General features: G+C 55.0%; 22 protein-coding genes and 1 pseudogene. 16 read left to right on the forward strand and 7 right to left on the reverse strand.

All coding sequences use genetic code 11. The features are described from left to right. Positions 1-3 precede the first annotated feature (3 nt). From SIK69_RS18985 to SIK69_RS19000, 4 genes and pseudogenes are all read left to right on the forward strand, one after another. Positions 4-2,136 (forward strand): annotated as a pseudogene (locus tag SIK69_RS18985) (fimbrial biogenesis usher protein); the annotation flags it as partial. Positions 2,137-2,172: 36 nt separating this feature from the next. Next, positions 2,173-2,418, forward strand: coding sequence for a FimD/PapC C-terminal domain-containing protein (locus SIK69_RS18990; protein WP_319787222.1), 246 nt, complete (start codon positions 2,173-2,175; stop codon positions 2,416-2,418). Beyond that, a complete protein-coding gene (locus tag SIK69_RS18995) occupies positions 2,415-2,987 on the forward strand; it encodes a DUF1120 domain-containing protein (RefSeq protein ID WP_319786793.1) in 573 nt (190 codons plus the stop codon). Before SIK69_RS18990 ends, SIK69_RS18995 begins: the two co-directional genes overlap by 4 nt. Positions 2,988-3,079: 92 nt before the next feature. Further along, positions 3,080-4,012, forward strand: coding sequence for a LysR family transcriptional regulator (locus tag SIK69_RS19000; RefSeq protein WP_319786794.1), 933 nt, complete (start codon positions 3,080-3,082; stop codon positions 4,010-4,012). Here the strand turns inward: SIK69_RS19000 and SIK69_RS19005 are convergent. Continuing rightward, entirely contained in the window at positions 4,005-4,526 is a 522-nt protein-coding gene (locus SIK69_RS19005) for an RrF2 family transcriptional regulator (protein WP_319630296.1), read from the reverse strand. The two genes, SIK69_RS19000 and SIK69_RS19005, sit on opposite strands and share 8 nt — an antisense overlap. A 130-nt stretch (positions 4,527-4,656) precedes the next feature. On the opposite strand from SIK69_RS19005, the gene SIK69_RS19010 reads away from it, so the two are divergent. From SIK69_RS19010 to SIK69_RS19020, 3 genes are all read left to right on the forward strand, one after another. Continuing rightward, on the forward strand, positions 4,657-5,859 hold the full coding sequence (locus tag SIK69_RS19010) for an NAD(P)/FAD-dependent oxidoreductase (protein ID WP_319786795.1): 1,203 nt from the start codon (positions 4,657-4,659) through the stop codon (positions 5,857-5,859). A gap of 211 nt (positions 5,860-6,070) precedes the next feature. After that, on the forward strand, positions 6,071-6,349 hold the full coding sequence (locus tag SIK69_RS19015; RefSeq protein WP_319786796.1) for a type II toxin-antitoxin system RelE/ParE family toxin: 279 nt from the start codon (positions 6,071-6,073) through the stop codon (positions 6,347-6,349). Next, positions 6,349-6,639 (forward strand): HigA family addiction module antitoxin, encoded by a 291-nt coding sequence (locus SIK69_RS19020; protein WP_319630294.1) that lies wholly within the window; start codon positions 6,349-6,351, stop codon positions 6,637-6,639. Before SIK69_RS19015 ends, SIK69_RS19020 begins: the two co-directional genes overlap by 1 nt. 44 nt (positions 6,640-6,683) lie before the next feature. Here SIK69_RS19020 and fdnI read toward each other — a convergent pair whose 3' ends face one another. Genes fdnI through fdnG form a run of 3 tightly spaced genes read right to left on the reverse strand, consistent with a single transcriptional unit; the run spans position 6,684 to position 11,279 of the window. Beyond that, positions 6,684-7,343: a formate dehydrogenase-N subunit gamma gene (fdnI, locus tag SIK69_RS19025; RefSeq protein WP_319786798.1), complete on the reverse strand. Its 660-nt coding sequence runs from the start codon at positions 7,341-7,343 to the stop codon at positions 6,684-6,686. Next, positions 7,336-8,220, reverse strand: a complete 885-nt coding sequence (fdxH, locus tag SIK69_RS19030) for a formate dehydrogenase subunit beta (protein ID WP_319786799.1) — start codon at positions 8,218-8,220, stop codon at positions 7,336-7,338. The genes fdnI and fdxH overlap by 8 nt, the downstream gene beginning before the upstream one ends. 11 nt (positions 8,221-8,231) lie before the next feature. After that, on the reverse strand, positions 8,232-11,279 hold the full coding sequence (gene fdnG, locus SIK69_RS19035; RefSeq protein WP_319786800.1) for a formate dehydrogenase-N subunit alpha: 3,048 nt from the start codon (positions 11,277-11,279) through the stop codon (positions 8,232-8,234). Between the two features lie 210 nt (positions 11,280-11,489). Between fdnG and yddG the strand changes: the two genes are divergently transcribed. Beyond that, positions 11,490-12,368 carry an aromatic amino acid DMT transporter YddG gene (gene yddG, locus SIK69_RS19040; RefSeq protein WP_319786801.1) on the forward strand — a complete coding sequence of 293 codons (879 nt, stop codon included), beginning with the start codon at positions 11,490-11,492 and terminating at the stop codon, positions 12,366-12,368. Here yddG and SIK69_RS19045 read toward each other — a convergent pair whose 3' ends face one another. After that, a complete protein-coding gene (locus SIK69_RS19045; protein WP_319786802.1) occupies positions 12,369-13,859 on the reverse strand; it encodes an MFS transporter in 1,491 nt (496 codons plus the stop codon). A gap of 119 nt (positions 13,860-13,978) precedes the next feature. Between SIK69_RS19045 and SIK69_RS19050 the strand changes: the two genes are divergently transcribed. The 6 genes from SIK69_RS19050 to narI all read left to right on the forward strand — a co-directional run bounded on the left by SIK69_RS19050 (position 13,979) and on the right by narI (position 22,775). Continuing rightward, positions 13,979-14,554, forward strand: coding sequence for a TetR family transcriptional regulator (locus SIK69_RS19050; RefSeq protein WP_319630288.1), 576 nt, complete (start codon positions 13,979-13,981; stop codon positions 14,552-14,554). 180 nt (positions 14,555-14,734) lie between these two features. Beyond that, a complete protein-coding gene (locus SIK69_RS19055; RefSeq protein WP_319786803.1) occupies positions 14,735-16,129 on the forward strand; it encodes a NarK family nitrate/nitrite MFS transporter in 1,395 nt (464 codons plus the stop codon). After that, positions 16,122-19,862: a nitrate reductase subunit alpha gene (locus SIK69_RS19060; RefSeq protein ID WP_319786804.1), complete on the forward strand. Its 3,741-nt coding sequence runs from the start codon at positions 16,122-16,124 to the stop codon at positions 19,860-19,862. The genes SIK69_RS19055 and SIK69_RS19060 overlap by 8 nt, the downstream gene beginning before the upstream one ends. Continuing rightward, on the forward strand, positions 19,859-21,403 hold the full coding sequence (gene narH / locus SIK69_RS19065) for a nitrate reductase subunit beta (RefSeq protein ID WP_319630285.1): 1,545 nt from the start codon (positions 19,859-19,861) through the stop codon (positions 21,401-21,403). The genes SIK69_RS19060 and narH overlap by 4 nt, the downstream gene beginning before the upstream one ends. After that, the gene (gene narW / locus SIK69_RS19070) at positions 21,403-22,098 is read left to right on the forward strand and encodes a nitrate reductase molybdenum cofactor assembly chaperone (protein ID WP_319630284.1); all 696 of its coding nucleotides are present in this window, start codon (positions 21,403-21,405) and stop codon (positions 22,096-22,098) included. Before narH ends, narW begins: the two co-directional genes overlap by 1 nt. Beyond that, complete coding sequence (narI, locus tag SIK69_RS19075; protein ID WP_319786805.1) at positions 22,095-22,775, forward strand: respiratory nitrate reductase subunit gamma; 681 nt, start codon at positions 22,095-22,097, stop codon at positions 22,773-22,775. The genes narW and narI overlap by 4 nt, the downstream gene beginning before the upstream one ends. A 32-nt stretch (positions 22,776-22,807) precedes the next feature. Here the strand turns inward: narI and nhoA are convergent, their stop codons facing one another. Next, positions 22,808-23,653: an N-hydroxyarylamine O-acetyltransferase gene (gene nhoA, locus SIK69_RS19080; RefSeq protein ID WP_319786806.1), complete on the reverse strand. Its 846-nt coding sequence runs from the start codon at positions 23,651-23,653 to the stop codon at positions 22,808-22,810. Between the two features lie 153 nt (positions 23,654-23,806). On the opposite strand from nhoA, the gene SIK69_RS19085 reads away from it, so the two are divergent. Continuing rightward, the gene (locus SIK69_RS19085; RefSeq protein ID WP_319630281.1) at positions 23,807-24,379 is read left to right on the forward strand and encodes a flavin reductase family protein; all 573 of its coding nucleotides are present in this window, start codon (positions 23,807-23,809) and stop codon (positions 24,377-24,379) included. On the opposite strand, the gene SIK69_RS19090 is transcribed toward SIK69_RS19085, so the two are convergent. Further along, a complete protein-coding gene (locus SIK69_RS19090; protein ID WP_319786807.1) occupies positions 24,380-25,360 on the reverse strand; it encodes an isopenicillin N synthase family dioxygenase in 981 nt (326 codons plus the stop codon). It abuts the gene before it with no gap. A 519-nt stretch (positions 25,361-25,879) separates the two neighbouring features. Here SIK69_RS19090 and SIK69_RS19095 point away from each other — a divergent pair. Further along, positions 25,880-26,848 (forward strand): ABC transporter substrate-binding protein, encoded by a 969-nt coding sequence (locus tag SIK69_RS19095; protein ID WP_319630279.1) that lies wholly within the window; start codon positions 25,880-25,882, stop codon positions 26,846-26,848.

Raw genomic sequence — 26,848 nt, forward strand, 5'->3', positions numbered from 1 at the left:
CCAATGAAGACGTTACCTACCCTACTTTGTGGGAACCGCGTGCTGAATAAAATCCTGCTACCGGTCATTATTATATTCAGCGCATCGGTCTCAGCCAAAGACGTTACCTTTGATAGCGATATTCTGAAGCTGCGTGGCGTGGACAGCAGTGTGAATACCTATTTTGCCAAAGAAGCCAAATATCTGCCGGGCACCCACTCCGTTTCTCTGAAAGTAAATGGTAAAGACAAAGGCACATTGGCCGTACGCTTTGGGCCTGAAGGCGAGCTATGTGTAGACAATGACTTTCTTTCAGCCGCTGGCCTGCTACCCATCGACGATCCCGGTCCGCAGGCGTGCCATGATTACCGCATCAATTTTCCGAATGTCACCATCACGCCGTTACCCAACAACGAGAGCCTGCTCCTGGTCGTGCCACAAGAAGCGCTTAATAACAGCCTGAATTCAATGCCAGCCAATGTGCAACATGGCGGTACCGCAGGAGTGCTGAACTACAATGTGTTTGGGGTTCATAACCAGTATGCAGGCGGCAGTTCTGATTACCGTCAGCTCTCCCTCGACGGCGGGATAAATATCGCCGACTGGCTGCTGCGCAGCAGTTATCTCATCACCGATAATGATGATACGGTCTCGGCCAATAGCCTGTTTACCTACGTCGCGCACACTTTTGTTGACCAGAAACTGCAGTTGCAGGCCGGACAGGTCAATGCCGTGTCGGGTTTGTTCAGCGGAGCTCCGATCAACGGTCTTCAGCTGACGCCGGCCAGCGCACTGATCGCCGGAGATTCGGGTGTAGCCGTTCGGGGTATTGCCCGCAGCCCGCAGGCTCGGGTTGAAGTCCGCCAGACGGGCCAGCTAATCTATTCCACGCTGGTTCCCGCCGGGCCTTTTGTACTGGAGAGCGTCCCGGTAGTGCGTACCAATACCGATTTGGACGTAACTGTGGTAGAAACTGACGGTTCATCGAGTCAGTTTGTCATCCCCTCATCGACGCTGCGCGCAACCCGTCTGGCGCGCCCGCAAGGATTATCCGTCTCATTTGGACAGGTCCGGGATGTCGATAGCGATTACGCCCCACCGCTGGTGGCAAACCTTTCCGACGGATGGCGACTCAGCCCGAACTTCACCCTGACGGCATCCGGCGTGGCGGCAGCCGATTATCAGGCCATGGGTTCCGAACTTAACTACCTGCCCCTTGAGAACCTGTCATTCAGCGGCAGCGTACTCGCCAGCAGAGAAACCTTTGGCGACGCCACCCGTGGCACGAAGAGCGAGATATCAACCAGCTACTCGCCCGTAAAATCGGTGTCAGTTTCTCTCTCAGCGGCAAAATACAGCGATGATTACCGAGAACTCACCGATGCGTTAAATGATGACTACACCAGCTATCAGAGCAGCTACAACGCGTCGGTCAGCTGGGATCGGTCGGCACTGGGCGTATTCGCACTCACTTACAGCCTGAACAAAGGCCAAGACGCCGACACGGACTCACGCTACGTCAGCGCATCGTGGGGAAAAACGTTTAAATATGCGACCGTGCAGGTGAACTGGCAGAGTCAGGTGGGCAGCAGTGATCCTGAACAGAAGGACGAAGATTTACTCTAAGTCACAATGAGTATTCCGTTTGGTGAACAGAGCATCAGCACCCATTACCGCCAACAAGGCGATGATAGAACGGCAGGCATCAGTACCAGCGGTTCAATTTCGCAGAACACCGCGTATTCAATTTCTGCGGACCATAACCTGGAAGATAACAGCGACAGCTTTAACGGCAGCGTGAACAGCAATCTGCACTATACCCAACTTAACGTCGGTGCAGGTTCGGGGTCCAATCACCAGCGCAATTACAATATGACCCTCAGTGGCGGCATGGTGGCACATGATAATGGCCTCACCTTTTCGCCCTATGCGGTTAAAGACACCTTTGCCATTGCCCAACTGAGCGCCCCTGTCAGTGGGATAGAAATTGCAACCCCCCAGGGCAACGTCTGGACAGATGCCTGGGGTCAGGCGGTCGTTCCGGGAATGCCGCTTTACCGCAACGCGCGTATAGAGATAAACGCCAATAGCCTGCCGCAGAGCATGGATCTGGCTAACGGTACGAAAGTGATCGCCGCCGGCCATGGCTCCGTCAGTAAACTGGGGTTTAAGGTGCTGAACTCACGACGCGTAATGATTCAGGTTAAAAACGCCGACGGCTCGCTGCTCAAAAAAGGCAGCACCGTTGTCGATGATAAAGGTCAATACATTGTTACCGCTGTCGACGACGGTCAGGTATTCCTCAGCGAGGCTGATGACGTATCGGCCCTGTTCGTCATTGATGATGACGGTCAACGTCAATGTCAGATCCACTGGAAACTGGCGGACATGCAAGATAAAGACGCATTCTATGAACTCACCCAGGGTCAATGCCGATGAAAAAACTCTCGCGAACCACCATCACAGCCCACGTTGTTGGTGCCTTATTGCTGGGCTTTATGGGTCAGTGCCAGGCTGATGACAGCTGCCAGATTACCCTTTCTCAACCGCTGCTTGATTTACATATACTCAATAAAGGCGAGGCAATAAAATCGGCTCAAGGCTGGTATCAAATGCAGGACGTCGATGTGAACGTCAGTGTTTTTTGCCCCACCCAGCGTACCCTTGCCGTCTTCTTTGCAGGAAGTGCGGGCGATAAAGGCCGTTTTAAGTTCGGACAGCAAAGCGGCTTAAGCCTGAAAGTTAGCCAACTCACTCTCGATGGAAAACAGTACGCTGTTACTAAAATAGTTCACCCTGGCAGTCTGACGAATTTTGACAGCGTCGCAGACATTCAACCCATTTATAACCATCAGGGAATTATCGCGACCGCCAGCAATCGAGCCGTTGAGGGGCAACAAATGAATTTTACGCTGACGGTTACGCCGTACGTCAAAGAGAGTGAATTCAAGGCATCAGATCGACAAACACTGAGTAGTGATTTAGCTTTAGCTGTAATAGATAAGTGATTTATTCCCTCTAAAAAAATTCAGAATGGGCTATAATTATCGATAATATATACATTATTTGGCACTCAGTATTTGAAAAGGAAATTAATCTCTTGACTAAACGACAAAGTCTGACTGGGCAGCCCGGAAGCATTGCAAAATTAGATTTAAATCTCATTACCTTATTTGAACTGGTCTACCGCCATAAAAGTGTAGCAAAAGCTGCCGACGTGATGGACGTCACTGCGTCCGCGGTGAGTCAGGGGTTGAACAGGCTACGCGCGCATTTTGATGATCCCCTGTTTGTCCGCAATGGATCGAGACTTGAGTCCACGGCTTTTGCAGAGAACGTTCACCGCAGTATTGCCGATAGTTTTGAAGACGTATTAACACAGCTGCAATCCCTCTCACCAACCGTGGCGCAATCTCAGCTCAATATTATTTGCCCCCCCTATTTATCCTTATTTATATTCAAACCCCTGGTGAGAATCGTAGCGGAAATATCGCCCCAATGTAAAATCTTGCATACCCCGGATGATAACCTGGAAGAAACCACCGACAAGGCACTAACCTTTCGCAAGGCTGATATTATTTTCGATCTTCAACCGCATAATATGCATTCACGAATCTCTCACCTTTTGTACAATGAAGAACTAGTCTTTATTCGCGCCAAAAACCATCCGCGCATTAGCGGTTTTGCCTCCTCCGACCAATTGTCGAAGGAACAATTCACGGTATTGAATAGTAATAAATTTTCTGTTGCAAACGTTCAGGACGAAATAAACGCTCGCATCAACGCTGTTCGCGACATTCGCTTCCGCTCGGGTTCAACTTTTTCGATTATCGCTATGGTCAGTGCCTCAGATACCATAGGCGTGGTCTCGCGCAATTTGGCCGAGATGTTTTCAGACACCTTTGATATTGGTATTGTGGAAACCGACATCAGCATTCCCGCAGTGCCTGTTTATATGGTCTACAATAAATTTTCGTTAAAAAACCCGCTAATGAAAAATATTGTTGACCGAATGGTGGAAGAGTTTACGTGATTTTTGGGGCTTTGTTCCGACGATCGTGAATCCATTCTTTGACTTCAAGAGTGAACGACTCAGGCGCTTTTCGGAACATTTTGCGCGCCAGATCGAGGATGGTATGACGACCAAGCTCTTCTTCCATCCGCTGCTGGGCACTGTCCATCACCGAACGCACGCCGCAAGGTCCCTCGCACACCCAGGCTGGCGGCGTTTCTTCAAATAATGCCAGCCGTTGACGAATCTCACGACACTCGAACATCGATTTTTGACCGTCTATAGCGTGAACGATATCCAGCACGCTAATCAACTCACTGGCCCTCGCCAGCCGAAATCCCCCGCCCTTACCTTCTGTACTCACCACCAGCCCGGCCCGGGACAAACGGGTAAAGATTTTCGCGAGATAGTCATACGGTACGTTCTGCAGCTCTGCCAACTCGCGCACGCTCATTTCACGCGCGTTGCCGTTTGCATCAACCATGCTCATCAGGCTGTGAATACCGTATTCCACCCCAGAACTGTAAAACGCCATTGTGTGCTCCTTTTCTGATTCTGTCGGGATGATAACTCAGATACTCAGAAAGATCTTGTCGTAGTTAACTCCGACAAGTATAGTCTCAGTTATCGGGGCGGAACGGCCTTAAAATCAGAAGGACAGAAAAATGAAACAACGTATTCTTATTATCGGCAGCGGGTTTGCTGGCATGTGGGCGGCAGTGAGTGCGGCACGACTGGCGTATCTGCAAAACAACGACGCTGTGGAAATCGCCGTGCTGGCCCCGCAGCCGGAACTCCGCGTCAGACCGCGTTTTTATGAAGCTAACGTCGCCACGACGACTGCCGATTTGCAGCCGCTGTTTGCTGAACTGGATATCCGTTTTATCACTGGTCACGCCGAGCGCATTGATGCGGCTGAGAACAGGGTTTGGTACAAAACGCTGCAATCTGACACAACCTTTATCCCTTACGATAAGCTGATCCTGGCGAGCGGCAGCCATCTGCATCATTTCGGAATCAAAGGCATTGCCGAGTATGGTTTTGATATTGACCAACTGGACACCGCTCAGCGTCTTGAGGATCATCTCAATGGTCTGAAAAATCAGCCAGAAAGCGCTGCCCGTAACACGGTGGTGGTCTGCGGCGGTGGATTCACCGGCATTGAGCTTGCGACGGAACTTCCCTCTCGTCTGAAGACACTTTTTGGACCTCATTCAAAGACAAAAGTAGTCGTAGTTGAAAAGGGTTCGGTGATAGGAGGCCGATACAGTGAAGCGCTGCGGAACATTATTCGTGAGGCATCAGACGAACTGGGCGTCGAATGGCGTCTGAATGCGGGTATTGAAATGGTGGATGCCGAAGGTGTAACCCTTCAGGATGGGAGCCGAATTAACGCCTCCACCGTGGTATGGACTGCAGGTGTGAAAGCCAACCCGCTGGGTGAAAACCTGACCGCCGATCGCGACGCGCTTGGCCGCTTCGTCGTCTCTCCTGAGTTGCAAATCCCGGGTTACAGTAACATCTACGCCACCGGCGACATGGCGCATGCCAAAACCGATGATGTCGGCAATACGGCGCTGATGACCTGCCAGCACGCCATTCAGTTGGGTAAATTCGCCGGACACAATGCCGCCGCCAGCCTGCTTGGGATGGAAGGTTTACCGTATCGCCAGCAGAATTACGTCACCTGTCTTGATCTCGGCGCATGGGGCGCGGTCTATACCGAGGGCTGGGACCAGCAGGTGAAGCTGGTGCGTGAGGAAGGTAAGAAACTCAAGATTGCCATTACCAATGAGCTTATTTACCCACCAAAAGCCGATCGTGAGATCGCCTTCGCCGCCGCCGATCCGTTGGCTAAATTTGTATAGCCTCCCCCTTCCCTGTGATAGAACGGGTCCGGTTTCGTACCGAACCCGTTGTCTTTTTGCGGCGATGCTCGGGCATTTGCTGTGTTCTGCTTGTTGTTTTTCCTTTCCCCCGCAAAATCACCTTCGCCATCTTACATGACGCAAAAATATCCGTTGCGTAATGCGCAACACAGTATATGCTGTTCCTCAAGAAGGAACGGGAGAGGGACTGATGATCATGAGTTTCCGCCACAAGGGATTACGCAACCTGTTCTTTTACAACGACACTACGGGTGTAATGCCCCAGCACGCGAAACGGTTACGCAACCGGCTAACGGTTCTTGATATTGCGTCAAAAGCGACAGAGCTTAATCTGCCGGGCTACCGCTTACATGCATTGAGCGGCGATCGTGAGGGTGTCTGGGCAATAACGGTTTCAGGAAACTGGCGTTTGACCTTTGAGTTTATCAACGGCAATGCCCATTTACTCAACTATGAGGATTATCACTGATGAAAATGGCAGCCCCTTCCAGTCCTGGCGACATCATTCAGGAATCGCTGGATGAACTGAACGTCAGCCTGCGCGAATTCGCCCGCGCGATGAACATCGCCCCTTCCACCGCCAGCCGTTTGCTCACAGGAAAAGCGGCGCTTACGCCCGAGATGGCCATCAAACTTTCGGTAGTGATCGGCAGTTCTGCCGAGGTGTGGATGAATTTGCAGACCAACTGGAGTCTGGCTGTGGCTGAACGTCGGGTGGACGTGTCGCAACTGCAGAAACTGTCGCTAAAGAAAGTGTGAAAAATGGCGCTAGTCAGTCGACAGCGCCATCGGATGTTAACCGTTTAGCGGCTGCTTTCTGCCTTTGCTTTCGCTTCGGCTTCGCCTCGTTCAACTTCGTCATACCAACGTGGATGATGTTTCTTCGCCCAGCGACGGCTGACTTTACCTTCAACCATTCCTTTGATCGACCCCTTAACCCAGAACGCCATGTACATGTGGATGAGGATGGCGTGGATCAGAATGATTGCCGATGTGGCGTGAATCAGCAGGCTGTAGCGAATCACCTGAGTCGGGAAATAATCGGCAAAATACGGACGCCAGATAATCACCCCGGTCACCAGCAGCACAAAAATCATGCTCATGATGGTCCAGAACATCATCTTTTGCCCGGCGTTGTACTTACCCACTTTCGCCACTTTATGTTCGTTCCCCTTCAGCACCTCCACAATCCCTTTCAGCCAGGGAATGTCCTGCTTGTCCGGAATGTTGTGATGCACGAAACGAACGAACATAAACATCAGCGCCACGAAAATCAGCACGCCAAAGAAAGGATGCAGAATGCGCCCCATCTGCGGTGTACCGAAGGTTTCCGTCAGCCATTGCAACGTCGGGAAAAAGAATGAAATCCCGGAAAGCGAGACCAAAAAGAAGCACACTACGACCGTCCAGTGACAGGCCCGGTCAATGAAAGCGGTGCGCACGATCATCTTAGACTTACTCATCGTGGCTCTCCTCATCGTCATCCACTTCGTTGTTCGGCCCAATACCGATGTAGTGATACATCAGCCCGGCGAAGGTCGCGATAAACCCGGCCGCCGAGAGCGGTTTGAGGATCCCCTTCCACAGATTAACCGCTGCATCGACTTTCGGTTCTTGAGGCAGTTTGTGGTAGAGCTCCGGCTGGTCGGCGTGATGAAGAACGTACATCACGTGCGTGCCTCCCACGCCCTGCGGGTTATACACCCCGGCCTGCGCATAGCCGCGAGCCTGTAACTTGCTCACCCGCGCTTGCGCCACCTCCAGCATCTCTTTTTTGCTGCCAAAGTGAATGGCCCCCGTCGGACAGGTTTTCACACAGGCAGGCTCCTGACCGACGCTGACGCGATCGACGCAGAGCGTGCATTTGTAAACCCGGTTGTCCTCTTTATTGAGACGCGGCACATTGAACGGGCAACCCGCAATGCAGTAGCCACAGCCGATGCAGTTATCCTGCTGAAAATCGACGATTCCGTTGGCGTACTGAATAATCGCCCCCGCTGAAGGGCACGCCTTCAGACAGCCCGGATCCTCGCAGTGCATACAACCATCTTTGCGAATCAGCCATTCCAGTTTGCCGTTCTGCTCCGTCTCACTAAAACGCATCACCGTCCAGGACTTGGCGCTCAGGTCGGCGGGGTTGTCATACACCCCGACACAGTGCCCCACTTCATCGCGGATATCGTTCCACTCGGAACAGGCGACCTGGCAGGCTTTGCAGCCCACGCAGGAAGTCACATCGATAAGCTTCGCCACCTCGGCCTTATAGTCCCTCGCACGCGGCGCAGGCGTTATGGCGTTGGTCGCGGAGCGCTTAATGATGTCCTGAGTTTCCATTGACATAAGCTTGCTCCTTACGCTTTTTCGATGTTGACCAGAAACGCTTTGTATTCCGGCGTTTGGGAGTTGGCATCACCGACGTTTGGCGTCAGGGTATTGGCGATATACCCTTTCTGCGCCACGCCTTCAAAGCCCCAGTGCAGTGGGATCCCGACGGTTTCAACCTGCTGTCCATTGACGTTCAGCGTCTGCAAACGACGGGTCACTACCGCCACGGCGCGAATAAATCCACGCTGGCTGCTGACTTTCACCCGGTCGCCATTGCTGATCCCTTTGTTCTTCGCCAACTGCTCGCTGATTTCCACAAATTGTTCCGGCTGCGCGATGGCATTAAGCCGTGCGTGTTTGGTCCAGGTGTGGAAATGTTCGGTCAGGCGATAGGTAGTGCCCACATACGGGAAGCGCTCTTTTTTGCCGAGTCGCAGGGCGTCTTCCTCGTACAAACGCACTACCGGGTTGGAGACCACATTCGGATGCAGCGGGTTGGTCCCGAGCGGCGTTTCCATCGGTTCGTAATGCTCCGGGAACGGACCTTCGGCGAGTTTATCGAGCGCAAACAGACGCCCCATCCCTTCCGGCTGCATGATGAACGGCCCGGTCGCGCTGCCCGGCGGTGCGGTATTGAAATCAGGGATGTCGTTCCCGGTCCATTTGCTGCCGTTCCACTGAATAAGCATTCGCTTCGGATCCCAGGGTTTACCGTTGATATCCGCAGAGGCACGGTTGTAAAGCACCCGACGGTTAAGCGGCCACGCCCAGGCCCAGCCTGCGGTGTTCCCGAGTCCAGATGGATCGGCGTTATCCCGGCTGGCCATCTGGTTGCCTTTTTCCGTCCAGCTGCCCGCGTAAATCCAGCAGGCAGACGCGGTTGAACCGTCATCACGCAGCAGCGCAAAACTGTTCAACAGTTCGCCTTTTTTCGCAACCTGCACGCCGTTTGCATCATAGAGATCGTCCAGCGCATAGCCGTTGTTCTCTTTTGCCACCTCGTCGGAGGCCGGGCTGTCCGGCAGATGATAGTGCCAGCCCATGTTTAACAGAGGCTCAACGCCTTTGCCGCCTTCCGCCTGATACAGTTCACGCAGACGATGGTATATCCCGGCCAGGATCTCGCCGTCATTGCGCGCCTCTCCCGGCGGCTCGGCTGCTTTCCAGTGCCACTGTAACCAGCGCCCGGAGTTGGCAATCGAGCCGTCTTCTTCGGCAAAGCAGGTCGATGGCAGACGGAACACTTCGGTTTGAATATCCGCCGAAGAGACATCGTTCATCTCGCCGTGGTTTTGCCAGAACGTGGACGTCTCCGTCACCAGCGGGTCGATAACCACCATGTACTTGAGCTTGCTCAGGCTTTGCACGACTTTATTTTTATCCGGGAAAGAGGCCACCGGGTTGAAGCCTTGGCAGAAATAGCCGTTTACTTCGCCTTTATCCATCAGGTTGAAGTATTTGATAACGTCGTAGGCCTGGTCCCATTTCGGCAGCCAGTCGAAGCCCCAGTCATTCTCTTTCTGCGCTTTATCGCCATAAAACGCTTTCATCAGACTGACAAAGAATTTCGGGTAGTTGCCCCAATAGTTCACCTGTTCCGCCAGCGTCGCTTTCGGGGTGTTGGCCTGCAGATAGGTTTGCAGCGTGGTGTGTTTCTCTGAAGGCAGCGTCAGATAGCCCGGCAGGCTGGTTGAAAGCAGCCCGAGGTCGGTCAGACCCTGAATGTTCGAGTGACCACGCAGGGCATTCACCCCGCCGCCCGCCATCCCCATATTGCCCAGCAGGAGCTGGATCATCGCCATGGTGCGGATGTTTTGTGCGCCCACGGTGTGCTGCGTCCAGCCCAGTGCATACAGGAAGGTGGTGGTTCTGTCGGCCGCACTGGTCGAGGCCAGCACTTCGCAGATTTTCAGGAAGTCCGCTTTCGGCGTACCACAAATGTTCTCCACGACTTCCGGCGTGTAGCGGGCCACATGCTGTTTCAGCAGATTCCACACGCAGCGCGGATCGGTGAGCGTATCGTCACGCTTAGCAAAACCATTGTCGTCGAACTGGTAGTTCCAGGAGGCTTTGTCGTACTGTCTTTTTTCCGCGTCGTAGCCGCTGAATAACCCGTCTTCAAAGCTAAAATCATCCCGAATCAGCAGGCTGGCATTGGTGTAATGCTTCACGTACTCGGCATTGATTTTTTGGTTTTCAATCAGATACAGCAAAACCCCGGACAGGAAGGTAATGTCCGTCCCGGAGCGGATCGGCGCATAAATATCGGCCACTGATGCCGTGCGCGTAAAGCGTGGGTCAACGACGATCAGCGTCGCATCATTATTGTTTTTGGCTTCCATCGCCCAACGGAAACCGACCGGATGCGCTTCTGCCGCATTCCCGCCCATCACCATCACGACGTTGGCGTTTTTGATATCCACCCAGTGGTTGGTCATCGCACCGCGACCAAATGTTGGAGCAAGACTTGCTACCGTTGGTCCGTGTCAAACGCGCGCCTGGTTGTCTACCGCCAGCATCCCCAGGGAGCGGGCGAACTTTTGCGTCAGCATCCCCGTTTCATTACTCGCCGCTGAGGCACACAACATGCCGGTGGAGAGCCAGCGATTGACCGTGGTCCCCTGCTCATTTTTCTCAATGAAATTGGCATCACGGTCTGCTTTCATCAGGGCGGCGATGCGGCTAAACGCCTCGTCCCAGGAGATACGCTGCCACTTATCTGAACCCGGCGCGCGATATTCCGGATAACGCAGGCGGTTTTCACTGTGGACGTAATCGAGCAAACCGGCCCCTTTCGGACACAGCGCCCCACGGCTTACCGGGTGATCCGGATCCCCTTCGACATGATAGAGTTCTTCGCGCGCATTTTTCGCGCCGTCACCCTGGCTGTACATCAACAGCCCACATCCCACGGAACAGTATGTGCAGGTATTCCGAACCTCTTTAGCACGCAGCAATTTATAATTGCGTGCCTGAGCCAGCGCGAGTTTGGGCGCAAATCCCAGAACCGCCGCTGTTGTTCCTGCCATCCCGCCCGCGCAGATTTTAAAGAATTTTCTGCGACTGACGTCCATTTTTTCCCTCATTGATTAGGACAAAAACTCGCGAAAAAATAGCACCAGGTGCGGCGCGCTTTTTGCGTCAAATCAATGTCTTCAATCAGCGCCCTATTAATAGTCGGGAAGGTCAAATTTTTGTAATCCTTAGGGATTATTCCGCAGAAGTGCTATAAACGTAGGCTGCATTTTCGGGTATCCGTTTAATCCATTATCAATAACAATCCCATGACTAAAAACAGAGCAACTTCTATCGGGCTGCTGGCTATTCTTCTCTGGAGCACCATGGTCGGCCTGATTCGCGGCGTCAGCGAAGGTTTAGGCCCGGTCGGCGGTGCGGCGGCAATTTACACCCTGAGTGGCTTATTGCTGCTGGTCACCGTCGGGTTTCCGCAGGTAAAAACCTTTTCGTTCCGCTATCTGCTGGCGGGCTGTGTGCTGTTCGTCAGCTATGAAATTTGCCTCGCGCTTTCCCTGGGCTATGCCACCACCCGTCAACAAGCGATTGAGGTCGGGATGGTCAATTATCTATGGCCCAGCCTGACAATACTTTTTGCAATTTTGTTTAACGGGCAGAAAGCACGTTGGTGGGTCATTCCCGGTCTGTTGATTTCACTGTTAGGCGTCAGTTGGGTATTAGGTGGTGAGCAAGGCCTGAACCTTGGGGAAATAAAGGACAATATCGCCAGCAGTCCGCTGAGCTATATTCTGGCCTTTGTCGGCGCATTTATCTGGGCCACTTATTGCACCGTAACCACCAAATATGCCAAAGGCAAAAACGGCATCACGCTGTTTGTTTTACTCACCGCAGTGAGCCTGTGGGTTCATTATTTCGCCAGCCCACAGCCGCCAATGGTCTTTAGCTGGCCGGTGGTCATTAAGTTGATTATGTGCGCCCTGTCGCTAGGGATTGCGTATGCGGCGTGGAATATCGGCATCCTGCACGGGAGCGTCAGCCTGCTGGCTGTCGGGTCTTATTTTACGCCCGTGCTCTCCTCCGCCCTGGCGTCTGTTCTGCTCAGCGCCCCGCTCTCCTGGGCTTTCTGGCAAGGAGCCTGCATGGTGTGTGCAGGCTCCTTGTTATGCTGGTCCGCGACGCGGAACTAGTTAGAGGGTCTGGCGCGCTTTCGCCAGACCAAACCAGATCCCCACCGCCAGCACCAGCATCATGCTGCCCGCGCTGAATAACGCCACGCTGTGCGAGGTGATAAACGCGCTTTTCGCCGCCTCTGCCACCGAGTCCGCAAGCGTTGGGGTCAGCGTTTGTGCCAGCTGCATCGCTTCGCCAATTGACGACCCGGCACGGTTGGCAGCCTCTGCGCTAAGCCCCGTCGGCAGCAGGATCGACGCGGTATAGCTCCGGGTCAGAATCAGGCCAAACAGCGCAATACCCAGCCCCGCCCCCAGTTCGTAGGCCATGGTTTCGATAGCCCCCGCGGCCGCCGCTTTTTCTTTCGGCGCGGCGGCCATAATGGCAGCCGTCGAAGCCAGTAACGCACTGGCCGCACTGAAGCCTAATAGCGTCATCAAACCCCACGCTTGCCACTGTTGGGTGCTGAAATCGGTCATCGACAGGCCGAGGAAGCTGATTGCGCTCAGCGCCATCCCGCCCGTCGCCACCTGACGTAAACCCAGACGCGATACCAGAACGCCCGCAATCGGCCCACTGAATCCACTCGCCAGCATCAGCGGCAGCATAAACAGCCCGGCCTCAAACGGTGATTTACCGTGAACAAACTGCAGTTCCTGTGCCATCAGAAGCTCAAACCCGACCAGGGTGATCATCGCCGTCACCGCCATCATTACCCCGCTGAGGATAATACGATGGGTAAACAGACGCATGTCGATCATTGGCGTGCGGGCGTTAAGCTGAATGCGCACGAAGGCGGTGAGCAATGTCGCACCGAACAACAGCACAATGCCGACAACCCACAGCGCCATCACACCTTTCATCGCCGTTTTGGCACTCCACACCAGCAGTAAAATCGCCACAATCAGCATCAGCGCATGGCTGAAATTCAGCGGTTGTTCACGACGGCCAGCCTGCTTCGGAACTATCCGGGCACTCAGCGCCATCACCACCAGCACAATCGGGACGTTGATCAGGAATACCGCTCCCCACGAGAAATGCTCGAGTACGATCCCACCAATCAGTGGGCCGAACGCCGCACCACCGGAACCGACCGCGGCCCACATCCCGAGCGCCATATTACGATGCCGCGCTTCGCTAAACGTATTACGGATCCCCGCCAGCGTGGCCGGAACAATCATTGCTGCACCAATCGCCAGCACGGCGCGCGCCGCAATCAGCCACTCCGCGGTGGTCGCGAACGCCGCACACAGTGAAGCCAGACCGAACAGACCGCTCCCGAGAAGCAGCAGACGTTTAAAACCAATTCGATCGCCCAATGCGCCCATCGGCAGCACCATCCCCGCCATCACCAGCGAGTAGATATCAATGATCCACAGCAGTTCATTACCGCTAGCGCCGAGCGCGACGCTCAGCGTCGGCGCAGCAACGTGTAAAACCGTGGCATCAATCGCTACCGGGATATACACCAGTACGATAGCAACTAACGTTAACCATTGACGAAACATAACCTTTCCCTCTTTCATAACCATTCTGGACACTTGTCCAGGTTGCGATCCTGCTTGAGAGTTGAACGCTTGTCCAGCTTTTTGTTATCATCGCCACATTATCGACAGGGACTAACACTATGAGCTATCTGAATCGGGAAGAACGTCGCGAGACCATTATGCAGGCCGCCATTCAGGTGGCGCTGGAGGAGGGATTCAGTGCGATGACCGTCCGCAATATCGCCACCCGCGCGGGCATTGCCGCCGGACAGGTCCATCATCACTTCACGTCGTCGGGAGAATTACGATCGCAGGCGTTTGTGCGGGTGATCCGCGACATGATGGCCCTGCCACTGGTGCCGGAAAATGCCAGTTGGCGCGAACGTCTGTTTTCAATGCTCGGCAGCGAAGACCGCAGGCTCGAGCCCTATATCCGTCTGTGGCGACAGGCGCAGTTGCTGGCCGACAGCGACCCGGAGATTAAAGCCGCCTATCTGTTGACCATGTCGATGTGGCACGGCGAAACGGTGCGCATCCTCCTTGCCGGACAACAAGCCGGAGAATTCACCCTGCGCGATAGCGCCAACGATATCGCCTGGCGCTTAATTGCGCTGGTCTGCGGGATGGATGGGATCTACGTTTTGGGGATGGCGGAAGTCGATGATGCCGCGTTTAGCCGCCATTTACAGCGAGCCATTACACTCGAATTATTTTAATTATTTACAATTGGTAACACTTAAGCGCAGCGATATTCTGAGCCCATTCGCGAGGCTGCGCTTTTTTATCTATCCTTCATTCTCATAACCCTAAAAAATCCTGACTTTTCGCGAAACAATACGTTTCGGCGACTCCTTATGCTTATTTTTTCATAACGAACTGGTGCAAACGAGGGCGATATGTCACAACAAGATGAGAAGAATAATCATTACCTTTTAAATGACTGGAAGCCGGAAAATCCGCAGTTCTGGGAGAATAAAGGCAAAGGCATTGCCCGGCGTAACCTCTGGATATCCGTGGCCTGCCTGCTTTTGGCCTTCTGCGTATGGATGTTATTCAGTGCCGTCACCGTTAATCTCAATAAAGTTGGATTTAATTTCACGACTGACCAGTTATTTTTATTAACTGCTTTGCCTTCGCTTTCTGGCGCAATATTACGCGTCCCCTACTCCTTTATGGTGCCTATATTTGGTGGCCGTTACTGGACGGTATTAAGCACTGTCATCCTTATTATTCCTTGTATCTGGCTAGGATTTGCGATTCAGAATATTGCTACTCCGTACTGGGTATTTATCACCATCGCTCTGCTATGCGGATTTGCTGGCGCTAATTTCGCCTCGAGTATGGGGAATATCAGCTTCTTCTTCCCGAAAGCAAAACAAGGCAGCGCCCTTGGGATTAATGGCGGCCTGGGCAATCTCGGCGTCAGCGTGATGCAACTGGTCGCGCCGCTGGTGGTATTTCTCCCGATCTTTGCTTTTCTCGGCGTTCATGGCGTGACTCAGGAAGACGGTTCCACGATGTGGCTGACCAACGCCGCATGGATTTGGGCCCCGCTGCTGCTGCTGGCGACTCTCGCCGCCTGGTTTGGTATGAACGATATTGCCAGTTCAAAAGCCTCGATTGCAGACCAGTTGCCGGTTCTGGGACGCATGCACACCTGGATCCTGGCGCTACTGTACCTCGCGACATTCGGCTCCTTTATCGGTTTTTCAGCCGGATTCGCTATGCTCGCCAAAACCCAGTTCCCGGATGTGAACATCCTCAAACTGGCGTTCTTCGGCCCGTTCCTTGGCGCACTGGCCCGCTCGTTTGGTGGGGTGATTTCAGACAAACTCGGCGGCGTGCGTGTGACGTTGATTAATTTCATCTGCATGGCCATTTTCAGTGCGCTTATATTCCTCACGCTGCCGGGCGGCGGTTCGCCGGGCAATTTCACCACCTTCTACCTGGTGTTTATGGGCTTGTTCCTGACGGCTGGGCTTGGCAGTGGCTCGACCTTCCAGATGATTGCGGTGATTTTCCGCCGCATCACCATCGAGCGTGTAAAAGCCAAAGGCGGAAGCGATGAACAGGCACAACAGGAAGCGGTCACTGATACCGCCGCCGCGCTGGGTTTTATCTCCGCCATCGGTGCCGTTGGTGGCTTCTTCATCCCCAAAGCGTTCGGCACCTCGCTGGCGATGACCGGGTCTCCGGTCGGGGCGATGAAAATCTTCCTGGTGTTCTACATCGTTTGCGTGGTGGTGACATGGTTTGTGTATGGTCGTCGCAAGGAGAAATATCATGAGTAAGCTACTGGACCGCTTCCGCTACTTTAAGCAAAAAGGCGACGCCTTCGCCAACGGTCACGGACAGGTGTACAACACCAATCGCGACTGGGAAGACAGTTACCGCCAGCGTTGGCAGTTCGACAAAATTGTGCGATCCACCCACGGCGTCAACTGCACCGGCTCCTGTAGCTGGAAAATCTACGTCAAGAATGGTCTGGTAACCTGGGAAACGCAGCAGACCGATTATCCGCGTACCCGCCCTGACCTGCCTAACCACGAACCGCGTGGCTGCCCGCGCGGGGCAAGTTATTCCTGGTATCTCTACAGCGCCAACCGCCTGAAATATCCGTTGATCCGCAAGAGCCTGATTTCGCTCTGGCGAGAGGCACTGCAACAGCACCCCGATCCGGTCCATGCCTGGAATTCCATCATGCAGGATCCGGCGAAATGCCTGAAGTACAAGCAGGCGCGGGGTCACGGCGGTTTTGTGCGTTCCGACTGGAAAGAATTGAACACGCTGATCGCGGCAGCCAACGTCTGGACCATTAAAGAATACGGCCCGGACCGGGTCGCAGGCTTCTCACCGATCCCGGCGATGTCGATGGTTTCTTACGCCGCAGGGACCCGTTATCTGTCGCTGCTCGGCGGAACCTGCCTCAGTTTTTATGACTGGTATTGCGATTTGCCCCCCGCTTCGCCGATGACCTGGGGCGAGCAAACCGATGTCCCGGAATCCGCCGACTGGTACAACTCATCGTATATCATCGCCTGGGGCTCAAACGTGCCGCAAACGCGCACCCCGGATGCCCACTTCTTTACCGAAGTGCGCTACAAAGGCACCAAAACCATCGCCATTACCCCGGATTTTTCGGAAGTGGCAAAGCTCAGCGATCAGTGGCTGGCCCCGAAACAAGGCACCGACAGTGCGCTGGCCATGGCGATGGGTCATGTAATGCTGCGTGAATTCCATCTCGATAACCCAAGCGACTACTTCATCAACTACTGTCGGCGTTACACCGACATGCCAATGCTGGTGCAGCTTGATGTCCGCGATGACGGCAGCTACGTGCCAGGCCGGATGCTACGCGCGTCGGATTTGGTCGATAACCTCGGCGAGGCCAATAATCCACAGTGGAAAACCGTCGCCTTCAACACCGCCGGAGAGTTGGTGGTGCCCAACGGTGCGATTGGCTTCCGCTGGGGCGAACAGGGAAAATGGAACCTCGAACCGGTGGCCGCAGGCAGCGAAACGGAACTCCAGCTCAGTTTGCTCGGTAATCACGACCGCGTGGCAGGCGTGGCATTCCCCTATTTTGGCGGCAACGAAAACCCACATTTCCGCAGCGTGAAGCAGGATCCTGTCCTGGTGCGCCAACTGCCCGTGAAACAGTTAACGCTGGGCGACGGCACATCAGGTCTGGTCGTCAGCGTTTACGACCTGATCCTCGCCAACTACGGACTTGACCGTGGGTTAGACGACCCGCTCGCCGCGCAGGACTACAGTGAAATCAAGGCCTACACCCCAGCATGGGCCGAGCAAATCACCGGGGTGCCGCACTATCACATCGCGCAAATCGCCCGGGAATTTGCCGATACCGCGCATAAAACCCATGGCCGCTCGATGATTATTCTCGGGGCCGGGGTCAACCACTGGTATCACATGGACATGAACTACCGGGGGATGATCAACATGCTGGTGTTCTGCGGCTGCGTCGGTCAGAGCGGCGGCGGCTGGGCACACTACGTCGGTCAGGAAAAATTACGCCCGCAAACCGGCTGGCTACCGCTGGCGTTCGCCCTGGACTGGAACCGCCCCCCGCGGCAGATGAACAGCACCTCGTATTTCTACAACCACTCCAGCCAGTGGCGTTATGAAAAACTCACCGCCAAAGAGCTGCTCTCCCCGTTGGCCGATGCCAGTCAGTTCACCGGTCATCTGATTGATTTCAACGTCCGCGCCGAACGTATGGGCTGGCTGCCGTCGGCTCCGCAGCTAAATCTCAACCCGCTGTCGGTCAAAAAAATGGCCGATGCCGCAGGCGTTTCCCCGGCGGAATACACCGCACAGGCCCTGAAATCAGGCGATATTCGCATGGCCTGCGAACAGCCGGACAGTGGGAACAATCACCCCCGAAATCTGTTCGTCTGGCGCTCTAATCTGCTCGGCTCATCCGGCAAGGGGCATGAGTATTTACTCAAATACCTGCTCGGCACCGAAAGCGGTATTCAGGGGGAAGCGCTCGGCGAAAGCGACGACGTGAAGCCGGAAGAAGTCGAATGGCAGACGGCAGCGATTGAAGGCAAACTCGACCTGCTGGTGACCCTGGATTTCCGCATGTCCAGCACCTGCCTGTTCTCCGATATCGTGCTGCCCACCGCCACCTGGTATGAAAAAGACGACATGAATACCTCGGATATGCATCCGTTTATTCACCCGCTGTCGGCGGCGGTCGATCCTGCCTGGGAGTCCCGCAGCGACTGGGAAATCTATAAAGGGATCGCCAAAGCGTTTTCAACCGTCTGTGTCGGCCATTTAGGTACCGAAACCGACGTGGTACTGCAACCGCTGATGCATGACTCTCCGGCTGAACTGTCTCAGCCTTTCGACGTTGCCGACTGGCGCAAAGGTGAATGCGAGTATGTTCCGTGCAAAACCGGACCGGGCATCGCAGTGGTCGAACGTGATTATCCGGCCACCTATGAACGCTTCACCTCACTCGGCCCACTGCTCGACAAACTGGGCAACGGCGGGAAAGGCATTTCGTGGAATACCGAAGCCGAAGTCGAGTTCCTCGGCAAGCTCAATTACGTCAAAGCCGACGGCCCGGCGAAAGGCCGTCCGCGCATTGAAACCGCCATTGATGCCTCGGAGGTTATCCTCGCCCTCGCCCCGGAGACCAACGGTCAGGTGGCGGTTAAAGCCTGGGAAGCACTGAGCAAAATCACTGGCCGCGAGCACGCCCATCTGGCACTGAACAAAGAAGACGAGAAAATTCGCTTCCGCGATATTGTCGCCCAGCCGCGCAAAATCATCTCCAGCCCGACGTGGTCCGGCCTCGAGAGCGAACACGTCTCCTACAACGCGGGCTACACCAACGTGCATGAACTGATCCCGTGGCGCACGCTGTCCGGTCGCCAGCAGCTATATCAGGATCATTTGTGGATGCGCGCCTTCGGCGAAAGCCTGGTGGCTTACCGTCCGCCGATCGACACCCGGAGCGTGAGCCACATGAACGCAATCCCGCCCAACGGTTTCCCGGAAAAAGCACTGAATTTTCTGACACCGCACCAGAAATGGGGCATTCACTCCACCTACAGCGAAAACCTGCTGATGCTGACCCTGTCTCGCGGCGGGCCGATTGTCTGGCTCAGTGAAACCGATGCCAAAGAGCTTGGCATCGAGGATAACGACTGGATTGAGGCCTTCAATGCCAACGGTGCCCTTACCGCCCGTGCGGTGGTCAGCCAGCGTATTCCGCCGGGGATGACGATGATGTATCACGCCCAGGAACGCATCATGAATATTCCTGGCTCAGAAGTGACCGGTCGACGTGGCGGCATTCACAACTCCGTGACCCGCATCTGCCCGAAACCCACGCACATGATCGGCGGCTACGCCCAACTGGCGTGGAGCTTTAACTACTACGGCACCGTCGGCTCCAACCGCGACGAATTCATCATGATCCGCAAAATGAAAAACATTAACTGGCTGGATGACGAAGGCAGTGATCAGGTCCAGGAGGCGAAAAAATGAAAATCCGTTCTCAGGTTGGCATGGTACTCAATCTCGACAAATGCATCGGCTGTCACACCTGCTCGGTGACCTGTAAAAACGTCTGGACCGGCCGCGAAGGCATGGAATACGCATGGTTCAATAACGTGGAAACCAAGCCCGGCATCGGCTATCCAAAAAACTGGGAAGATCAGGAGCAGTGGGAAGGCGGATGGATCCGAGGCATTAGCGGCAAATTAACCCCGCGCCTTGGCGGGCGAATCGGCCTGATGGCAAAAATCTTTGCTAACCCGGTCCTGCCTGCTATCGATGATTATTACGAGCCTTTCACCTACGACTATCAGGATTTACATCGTGCGCCGGAAGGCAAACATCTGCCCACCGCCCGACCACGTTCGCTGATCAGCGGCGAACGGATGAACAAAATTGAATGGGGTCCAAACTGGGAGGAGCTGCTCGGCGGCGAGTTTGAAAAACGTGCCAAAGACCGAAACTTCGAGAACATGCAGAAGGAGATGTACGGTCAGTTCGAAAACACCTTCATGATGTATCTCCCGCGCCTGTGCGAACACTGCCTGAACCCCAGCTGTGTGGCGACCTGCCCGAGCGGGGCCATCTACAAACGCGAAGAAGATGGCATCGTCCTGATCGACCAGGATAAATGCCGGGGCTGGCGCATGTGCATCAGTGGTTGCCCATACAAAAAAATCTACTTCAACTGGAAAAGCGGCAAGTCGGAAAAATGTACTTTTTGTTATCCGCGCATTGAATCCGGCCAGCCCACAGTCTGCTCAGAAACCTGCGTCGGACGCATTCGTTATCTCGGTGTGCTGCTGTACGATGCCGACCGCATTGAAGAGGCGGCCAGCACTGAGCATGTGACCGACCTCTACGAACGCCAGTGCGAGGTGTTTCTCAATCCACACGACCCGGCGGTAATCGAAGAAGCGATCAAACAGGGGATTCCGCATAATGTGATAGAAGCCGCGCAGCAGTCACCGGTGTACAAACTGGCGATGGAATGGCAACTGGCGCTGCCGCTGCACCCGGAGTATCGCACCCTGCCGATGGTTTGGTATGTGCCGCCGCTGTCGCCGATTCAGTCGGTCGCCGATGCGGGCGCGCTGCCGCACAACGGCAATATTCTGCCTGCGGTGGAAAGCCTGCGGATCCCGGTGCAATATCTCGCCAACCTGCTGGCGGCGGGCGATACCGGCCCGGTGCTGCGTGCGCTGAAACGCATGATGGCGATGCGCCATTATAAACGCTCGCAAACCGTGGAAGGCGTAACCGATACTCGCGCACTGGAAGAAACCGGCCTCACCGTGGAACAGGTGGAAGAGATGTACCGCTATCTCGCCATCGCCAACTACGAAGACCGCTTTGTGATCCCAACCAGCCATCGTGAAATGGCGAAAGAAGCCTTCCCGGAGCGTAACGGCTGTGGGTTCACCTTCGGCGACGGCTGCCACGGGTCCGACACCAAATTCAATCTGTTCAACAGCAAACGCATCGATGCCATCGACGTCTCCGGCGTGCGTCGGCATGGGGAGGGTGAATAATGCCAATCCTTAAGCTGATTGCCCTGCTGCTGGAATACCCTGACGCGGTGCTGTGGGACAATCGTGAAGAAGCCCTGACGCTGACCACCCAGGATGCGCCAACGCTGGTGCCGTGGGTGGAGAATTATCTCAGCGCCCCGCTGCTCGATCAGCAGGAACTGTGGTGCGATCTGTTTGAACGCGGCAGCGCCATGTCGCTGCTGCTGTTTGAACACGTCCACGGCGAATCCCGTGACCGCGGTCAGGCGATGGTCGATTTGATGTCACAGTACGAACAAGCGGGCCTGCAACTCGACTGCCGGGAACTGCCGGACCACCTGCCGCTGTATCTGGAGTTTCTTAGCACCCGCCCGCCGGACGAAGCCCGGGAGGGGTTACAGAACGTCGCGCCGATCCTGGCATTGCTCGGCGGCAGGCTCAAAGAGCGGCAATCGAACTACTATCAGTTGTTCGACACCCTGCTGTTACTGGCCAACAGCCCGCTAAGAAGTGACAGCGTCACGCCACAGGTAAAAGCCGAACCGCGCGACGACACCCGTCAGGCACTGGATGCGGTCTGGGAAGAAGAACAGGTGAAGTTTATCGAAGATAACGCCACCGCCTGCGACAGCTCCCCGCTGCAAAGTTATCAGAAACGTTTTAGCCAGGATGTCGCCCCGCAATACGTCGATATCCGTTCGGGAGGCCCCAAATGAGTCACTTCTTTGACGTCTTCTTTTACGACATTTACCCCTACATCTGCGGTTCGGTGTTTATCATTGGGAGCTGGCTACGTTACGACTACGGGCAGTACACCTGGCGCGCGGGCTCCAGTCAGATGCTCGACAAACGCGGGATGGTGCTGTGGTCGAACATGTTCCACATCGGCATTCTGGGGGTCTTTTTCGGTCATGCGTTCGGGATGCTGACCCCACACTGGATGTACGAGTCTTTCCTGCCGATTTCGGTCAAACAGCAAATGGCGATGATCCTCGGTGGAGCCTGCGGGGTGTTAACGTTGATTGGGGGGGCCGGACTGCTGAATCGCCGTCTGTTTAACCCGCGCATCCGCGCCACATCGACGACTGCGGATATTTTGATCCTCAGCATTTTGCTGATTCAGTGCATGCTCGGCTTATCGACGATCCCGTTTTCCGCGCAGCACCCGGACGGCAGTGAGATGATGAAACTGGTCGGCTGGGCGCAATCGGTTGTGACCTTCCAGGGCGGCGCATCCAGCCATCTGGCGGACGTCGCCCCAATTTACCGTGTGCATCTGGCGCTCGGGATGACCATCTTCCTGCTATTCCCGTTCACCCGTCTGGTGCATGTCTGGAGCGCGCCGGTGGAATATTTTACCCGGCGCTATCAGATTGTGAGGTCCCGGCGCTAACATTCATCCCTTTTCCCCGGAGCCGGGATACTCTATTTTCCGGCCTCCGGGTGGGTATCAAATGCCGCCATCACTGCGGCTAAATCAGCCAGCGTGAACCCGTTTTTCGGATCATCCACGCCCTGCCCGAATTTATCCTGCAACAGCAGATACAGGCTCTCCACGTCGGGCAGATGCTGCTGCTCGACGGTATGGCCGTTTTCATGATGGGTGAAATGGAAATTGGTGAGCGTCAACTTGCCGCCGTCCGGCAAATGGCGACACATCAGCAGGTGATGACGGAAGTGCGACTGCGGCCAGTGCGCCGACCAGAAGTTACCCGCGACGTGATCGGAAAAATACTGCGGCACCAGGTCAAAGTGGTACATCGACTGCCAGCGGTCGTGATGACGGAACTGTAAAATCCAGTCGTTGCCCTCGTGCAGCAAGCGATACACGCCGTGCGGCGTGATCTGCTCTTTATCCGCCTGAAGCAGAATCGGCGCGGTGAGGGTCTGTCCACCGAATCCAACATCGGCAATCCAGCGCTCGCCGTCCAGTTCGACAACCAGCAAACGGTGGGTGCGCGGCGGCATCTGCGGCGGATTCGACAGCACCACGCGCCCAAGCACACTGCGCACGTCAAAGCCGATATCGCGCAGTACCCGCTCAAACAGACCGTTCTGTTCGAAACAGTAACCGCCTCGTCGCGCCGAAATTAGCTTATCCTCAAGTGACTGGTCGTCGAGCTGAATTTCTCGCGGCAACAGCACGTCGAGATTCTCAAACGGAATGGTACAGTTGTGGCGCAGATGCAGCCCACGTAGCGTTTCAATGTCGACCGCGACGGAATCGGTCCAGTTCAGACGGGCTAAATACGTAGTTAAAAATGGGCTCATACGGCCTCCATGCTTCAGTTATTATTGCTTTTTATAACGTATTTTATTTATTCGCCAGGCGATTTTGTGCGGTCATTGTTCCCGTTTGTGCGCCGTCGCTGTTTTCCGCCCCCGGAACCCGCTTAAATGCAGCAAACCATCAGGAGAATTGTTATGAGCCGTTTTTGCCCCGTGGAATTAAAACATGCCAGCCGCCTGCTCAATCATGGCCCGACGGTATTGATAACCAGCTACGACGACAGTATCGACCGCCGTAATATCATGGCCGCCGCCTGGTCAATGCCGGTGGAGTTCGAGCCGCCGCGCATCGCGATTGTGGTGGATAAAAGTGCCTGGTCACGCGAATTGATTGAGCGCAGCGGAAAATTCGGCATCGTTATCCCCGCCGTGGACGCGGCGAACTGGACCTATGCGGTCGGCAGCGTCAGCGGGCGCGATGAGGATAAATTCAACTGCTACGGTATTCCAGTCGTGCATGGCCCGGTGCTGGGCCTGCCGGTGGTGGAAGAAAAATGTCTGGCGTGGATGGAGTGCAAACTGCTGCCCGCCACGGCAGCGCAGGAGAAATACGACACCCTGTTTGGCGAAGTGGTGGCCGCCGCCGCAGACGAACAGGCGTTCATCGCTGGGCGCTGGCAGTTCAACGGCGACCGACGCAACACTCTGCATCATCTCGGCGCTGGCACCTTTGTCACCAGCGGCCGGATGATTAAAGCGGCAGAATAATCAGTATTTACCGGAGAAATTAGCGCTGATGCGTTGCGCCAGATAATCCCGGGCGGTGATGGGCGGGTACTTTTTGCCCGGTCCCTCAATCAGCACATCCTCATTGGCCTGGCAGAAAAACGCCAGGCTGTAACGGGCATCGACCGATTCCCCCGGTAATGGGCTGCGCACGCGATGGAAATTCGACGGCAGTTGGTCATCGCTCCAGCGCATCAGCATATCGCCGATATTGCAGGTGATAAGCCCTTCCAGCGGCTCAATCGAGGTCCAGCTCTGCGTCTCCTGTTCTTTCCCCGGACAGACCTGTAATCCGCCCTGGCCCGCCTGTTGAAACAGCAGCGTAAGGCAGTCAAAATCGGTATGCGCCCCGGCCCGCCACGGGCCATCCGGTTCACCGGTCAAGGCGAAATAATGCAGCATCCGCAGCGTGCTCTGATAGGTTTCACGTGACGGGTCATGTGCCTGGCTAAAAAATTCTTCCGGAAAGCCCATTTTCAGCGCAAAGCAGGACAATAACTTCATCCCCACCTCCCAGCACTGACGCTCAAATGCCAGCACCTCGTCACGAAAGCCCGGCAGGGTAACCTCGTCTGGCCACAGCCCGGACATGCGCGGGCGCGTCACCTGATAAGACTCTTTTTGATCCGGTTTGCCGGTTGACGGCCTGATTTGCGCCCGGTATTCCCAGCCCGCATTGCGATTGAGCGGATAACGGGCTTTCACCTCCTGCGGCAAGGCAAAAAACTGTGCCGCACGGGCAAAAGCCGCATTGATATCGGCCAGGGGAATGCCGTGCCCGGAGACCTGGAAAAAACCAATTTCGGTCGACGCTTGCCACAGCGCATCGGCGATTTCTGTTTTGCGCTGTTCGAAGTCAGTCAGGTCAATAATGCGGATTTCACGGCTGGTTTCCAAACCGCGTGCGCCCATGCGGGATTCTTTGGTGAGTTCATGCATTGCGTAAGCCGAAGTGCTGTTCATGGGGATACCTCGTTAACAAAAATAACGGAGGACCTGCCGTGGCGTATTAATTTCCAGCGGACAGGTCACGGCATCGTCTGCAACAGACGACAGAGCAATGACCCACCGGCTGGATGCCCGGCTGACAGCTTCTACTCAGGCTGACTAAAGCAATGCGCGTGCCAGGCTGCTTAATCCTGTTTTTTCAGCTAATTAACCCGTTGCCCTAACCTGTATTGCACGCCAGATGTGCAACGGTGAAACGTTTTGCTTCATCGTTGTGCAATGTATCAGCGCCTGAAACAACCATTTCACGCCCGTCAACAGCACCAGGCGCTCATAGCCTGATAAAACGAGCCAGCAAGATGATTGGCACGCCCTTTGCTTTATCGTTGGCAGAGTATAAGCGGTCAGCGTGACAGCACGCGGGACATTGCTCTACAGCTTCGGCTGTACCTCGTCAGGGGGCGGCGCATGGCGTCGTGAGCATCGCTTACCCCCGGACAGACCGTATATTACGTTTCGATTTGGGGGTCTTTTATGTCAATGTCGTCCGTTCGTCTGCTTACCCTGTGCATCACCCTGGGCACCTGCTCCCTCTCCTTTGCCGCCGATAAACTGGTATTACAAACCACCTGGGTCGCCCAGGCGGAGCAAGGCGGTTATTACCAGGCCGTGGCGGCAGGAATCTACAAAAAATACGGGCTGGATGTTGAGGTGCGTTCCGGCGGGCCGCAGCTGAATAACATGACTCTGCTGCTGGCGAATCGTGCCGATGTGATTGTCAGCTACGATTTGCAGGTGCTGAAAGGGGTGGAACAAAACTTCCCCCTGAAAGCGATCGCCGCCCCGTTCCAGTTCGATCCGCAGGGGATCCTCACCCACAGCAACGTCAATTCTCTGTCTGACCTGAAAGGCAAAACCGTGCTGGTGTCTGCCAGCGGTCAGGCCAGCTGGTGGCCTTGGCTCAAGAATCAGTTCCAGCTCGAAGACAGCCAGGTTCGCCCGTATACCTTCAACATGCAGCCGTTCCTTGCCGATCAGAATACCGCTCAACAGGCGTATGCCACCTCCGAAGTTCAGCAGGCCAAAGCCGCCCAGCCCGACAGCAAATTCTGGCTGTTCGCCGAACATGGCTACCCAGCGTACGGCGGAATTTTAGTGACCCGCACTAACCTGCTGGCCGAAAAGCCTGACGTCATGAAGCGCTTCGTTGAGGCATCAATGGAAGGCTGGAAGGCCTATCTGGCGGATCCGACCCTCGGCAATCAGTTGATCAAAAAAGAGAATCCGCAGATGAGCGATGCAGTGCTGGCATTTGGCGTGGCGCAGATGAAAACCCTCCACCTGATTGACGGGGGCGATGCGGCACAAAAAGGTTTGGGCGTGATGACCGATAAGCGGTGGCAGGCAACGCGCAACTTTATGGTCAGCGCCGGGCTGCTGGATAAGGCGACCGATTATAAAGCGGCCTTCACCACCCAATTTTATCCGCAGGCCGCGATGTAA

The sequence above is a fragment of the Scandinavium lactucae genome (assembly GCF_033843265.1).
Classification (GTDB): Bacteria; Pseudomonadota; Gammaproteobacteria; order Enterobacterales; family Enterobacteriaceae; genus Scandinavium; species Scandinavium lactucae.

Excerpts from the sequence above, each read along its gene's own strand:
- SIK69_RS18990 (WP_319787222.1), top strand. The coding sequence starts at position 2,173 with ATGATTCAGGTTAAAAACGCCGACGGCTCGCTGCTCAAAAAAGGCAGC.
- SIK69_RS18995 (WP_319786793.1), top strand. The coding sequence starts at position 2,415 with ATGAAAAAACTCTCGCGAACCACCATCACAGCCCACGTTGTTGGTGCC.
- SIK69_RS19005 (WP_319630296.1), bottom strand. The coding sequence starts at position 4,526 with ATGGCGTTTTACAGTTCTGGGGTGGAATACGGTATTCACAGCCTGATG.
- SIK69_RS19010 (WP_319786795.1), top strand. The coding sequence starts at position 4,657 with ATGAAACAACGTATTCTTATTATCGGCAGCGGGTTTGCTGGCATGTGG.
- SIK69_RS19015 (WP_319786796.1), top strand. The coding sequence starts at position 6,071 with ATGATCATGAGTTTCCGCCACAAGGGATTACGCAACCTGTTCTTTTAC.
- SIK69_RS19020 (WP_319630294.1), top strand. The coding sequence starts at position 6,349 with ATGAAAATGGCAGCCCCTTCCAGTCCTGGCGACATCATTCAGGAATCG.
- fdnI (WP_319786798.1), bottom strand. The coding sequence starts at position 7,343 with ATGAGTAAGTCTAAGATGATCGTGCGCACCGCTTTCATTGACCGGGCC.
- fdxH (WP_319786799.1), bottom strand. The coding sequence starts at position 8,220 with ATGTCAATGGAAACTCAGGACATCATTAAGCGCTCCGCGACCAACGCC.
- yddG (WP_319786801.1), top strand. The coding sequence starts at position 11,490 with ATGACTAAAAACAGAGCAACTTCTATCGGGCTGCTGGCTATTCTTCTC.
- SIK69_RS19045 (WP_319786802.1), bottom strand. The coding sequence starts at position 13,859 with ATGTTTCGTCAATGGTTAACGTTAGTTGCTATCGTACTGGTGTATATC.
- SIK69_RS19050 (WP_319630288.1), top strand. The coding sequence starts at position 13,979 with ATGAGCTATCTGAATCGGGAAGAACGTCGCGAGACCATTATGCAGGCC.
- SIK69_RS19055 (WP_319786803.1), top strand. The coding sequence starts at position 14,735 with ATGTCACAACAAGATGAGAAGAATAATCATTACCTTTTAAATGACTGG.
- SIK69_RS19060 (WP_319786804.1), top strand. The coding sequence starts at position 16,122 with ATGAGTAAGCTACTGGACCGCTTCCGCTACTTTAAGCAAAAAGGCGAC.
- narH (WP_319630285.1), top strand. The coding sequence starts at position 19,859 with ATGAAAATCCGTTCTCAGGTTGGCATGGTACTCAATCTCGACAAATGC.
- narW (WP_319630284.1), top strand. The coding sequence starts at position 21,403 with ATGCCAATCCTTAAGCTGATTGCCCTGCTGCTGGAATACCCTGACGCG.
- narI (WP_319786805.1), top strand. The coding sequence starts at position 22,095 with ATGAGTCACTTCTTTGACGTCTTCTTTTACGACATTTACCCCTACATC.
- nhoA (WP_319786806.1), bottom strand. The coding sequence starts at position 23,653 with ATGAGCCCATTTTTAACTACGTATTTAGCCCGTCTGAACTGGACCGAT.
- SIK69_RS19085 (WP_319630281.1), top strand. The coding sequence starts at position 23,807 with ATGAGCCGTTTTTGCCCCGTGGAATTAAAACATGCCAGCCGCCTGCTC.
- SIK69_RS19090 (WP_319786807.1), bottom strand. The coding sequence starts at position 25,360 with ATGAACAGCACTTCGGCTTACGCAATGCATGAACTCACCAAAGAATCC.
- SIK69_RS19095 (WP_319630279.1), top strand. The coding sequence starts at position 25,880 with ATGTCAATGTCGTCCGTTCGTCTGCTTACCCTGTGCATCACCCTGGGC.